Below are 2,387 nucleotides of genomic sequence, written 5' to 3'. Positions count from 1 at the left end.
CCGACCCGGCGAACAATGCATTCTTGCGCGCCAGAGCAACTGGTCTCATCCCGCGCTCGACCACATTCGTATCGAGCGACAATCGTCCGTCGTCGAGGAACAGGATCAGGCCGGGCCAGTGATGGAGCATGTAGCGGATCGCTCCAGCCAGGTCCGAGGATCCCGAGAGGCGCGGGAGCGTGGCTTGCAGCCAGGCGTGCAACGCCTCGACGATCGGCCGGCTGCGCTGCTGGCGAACGCTGTGTCGATGGTCGACGGGATGGCCGCGGATCTCAGCCTCGATCGCGTAGAGGCTGGCTATGCGGGCGAGGGCATCGGCGGCAAGCGGCGACTTGGTGGCGGTGTAGAACTCGTAGAACCGCCTGCGGCAGTGGGCCCAGCAGAACACGAGTACGGCCTCGCCGCCACGCTGCCGGGCCAGGCTGGAGAACCCCTTGTAGCCGTCCACCTGCAGCTTGCCACGAAAGGTGGCCAGGTGCTCGGCAGGATGCTCGCCACCGCGGTCCTCGCTGTAGACATACGCCGCGGCCGTCGGTCCGGGCCCCTGCCATGGCCGGTTGTCGACCGCACAGCACCAGAGCCGCCCGGTCCTGGTCTTGCCGCGGCCGGGCTCGAGCACGGGCAGGGTCGTGTCGTCGGCGAACAGCACGGCCGCGGGCATGACCTGGGCCACCGTGAGCTGATAGAGCGGCCGCAGCCACCAGCAGGCCCGGCCCACCCAGGCGCCGAGCGTCGAGCGGTCGATCCGGATCCCCTGGCGGGCCAGCATCTGCGACTGCCGGTGCAGGGGCAGGAAGTCGCAGAACTTACTGATCACGACGTGGGCCACCAGCGCCTCGGTGGCCATGCCGCCGTCGATCGGCCGCTCCGGTGCGGGTGCCTGCATGACGCAGGCCTCGCACTTGCGGCAGCCATAACGGGGGCGGCGCAGGACCTTGACCCGCAGCTGGGCGGGAACCAGGTCGAGCATCTCGGTGGTGGTCTCGCCTATCTGATGCAGCTCGCCTCTGCAGCAGGGGCAGACCTTGCTGTCGACGTCGAGCACCACCTCGTAGCGCGGGAGATGCGCCGGCAGCGTGCCTAGATTGCGCTGCGGTGGCTTGCTGCGTCGCTCCTTGGTCTTCTCGGGAGCCTTCGCCTCCTCCTCGGGCGCGCGCTCCGCGGCCTCCTGCTCGAGGTCGCCGACGGCCAGCAGCAGCTGGTCCGGGGTGAGCTGCTCAGAGCGACGGCCGAACCGGTGCCGCAGCAGCCGCAGGATGAGGGACTGCAGCTTCTCGTTCTCGGCTGTCAGCTCATTCAGCTGCGCGTCTCGCTGCGCGACAGTGCCGACGACATCGCGCAGCATCTGCTGCAGGGCTGCGTTGTCGTCGGGAAGGGCATCGAGGTCGATCGACACATCGACATCATGGCCGAGTGCGACGCGTCGCCGGCATCACGTTCATCGGCGGCAGCGCCGTTTCTCAGCCTGCCAGCTCAGGTCTTCGGCTCTGTACCGGCGCGCGCCACTCGCAGCCTTCCATCAGCGTGGCCAACTGCGCCACCGTCAGCGAAACCGCGCCGCTGCCCGTCGTGGGCCAGACGAAGTAGCCGCGTTCCAGCTTCTTACTCAGTACGCACAATCCGATCCCATCGTGCCAGAGCAACTTGACCAGATTGCCGCGGCGACCACGAAACGCATACAGCGAGCCATCGTAGGGGTTCTGCGCCAGCCCTTCCTGCACGAGCATGGCAAGCCCCGTCATCCCCTTGCGCATGTCAGTCGCACCACAGGCGAGGTAGACCCGCAGGCCGACAGGCGGCGCGATCATCGTCCCGACAACGCGGCCAGCACGCGGCACAGCGCTCCCTGGTCCACCGCCGCGCCGACCCGTACCACGACGCCGCTGGTCAACACGATCTCGATCCGCCCGTCCGGCTGGTCCAGTATCGCCAAGCGCAATCCCTCAGCCGACGGTGCGATCTCACCTTCCGGCTCGCCCGCCGCCGCCGGCATCGCCGTGCTGGCAGGCGTCGGCACGATCTCGACACAAGCGAAACCAGGTGTGGGCTGCGGTACGACGGCACCGAGCTCGCCGCGCACCATCTGCTGTCGCCAGGTGTACAGCAGGCCGCTGCCAATCCCGTGTCGCCGGGCCACCGCGATTGGCGACGCTCCGGCCTCGAGGCTCTCCGCGACAATCTGAAGCTTCTGCTCCGTCGTCCAGGCTCGGCGGCGCTCCCGGCCAGAGATCACCTCGACCCGCTCGCCGTGACCACTTTTACGATTAATCGTAGAAGCGTCTTTTGGGGCGTCGTCCTCTTCCGACATCATCTCTGCCCTTCGCTATGCGGGCGAGATGGCATGCTTCAGCACCACGCGGACAGAGTGTCGCCGCCCGGCCGCTAAC

At 67.9% G+C, this 2,387-nt stretch carries 3 protein-coding genes; all 3 read right to left on the bottom strand.

Annotation, left to right across the window (positions count from 1 at the left end; all coding sequences use genetic code 11):
- Positions 1 to 1,396, bottom strand: a 1,396-nt coding sequence (gene tnpC, locus AC5JBD_RS00095; RefSeq protein ID WP_495719716.1) for an IS66 family transposase, incomplete at its 3' end; no start/stop codon positions are given.
- A 64-nt stretch (positions 1,397 to 1,460) separates the two neighbouring features.
- Entirely contained in the window at positions 1,461 to 1,808 is a 348-nt protein-coding gene (gene tnpB, locus AC5JBD_RS00090) for an IS66 family insertion sequence element accessory protein TnpB (protein ID WP_495719715.1), read from the bottom strand.
- A complete protein-coding gene (tnpA, locus tag AC5JBD_RS00085) occupies positions 1,805 to 2,308 on the bottom strand; it encodes an IS66-like element accessory protein TnpA (RefSeq protein ID WP_495719714.1) in 504 nt (167 codons plus the stop codon). The genes tnpB and tnpA overlap by 4 nt, the downstream gene beginning before the upstream one ends.
- Between the last annotated feature and the right edge of the window lie 79 nt (positions 2,309 to 2,387).

The organism is Allosphingosinicella sp. (assembly GCF_059502505.1).
This window is presented reverse-complemented; position numbering and strand designations above follow the sequence as displayed.

What these genes read in the sequence shown, in the direction of transcription:
- tnpA (WP_495719714.1), bottom strand. Translation starts at nt 2,308, where the DNA reads ATGTCGGAAGAGGACGACGCCCCAAAAGACGCTTCTACGATTAATCGT.
- tnpB (WP_495719715.1), bottom strand. Translation starts at nt 1,808, where the DNA reads ATGATCGCGCCGCCTGTCGGCCTGCGGGTCTACCTCGCCTGTGGTGCG.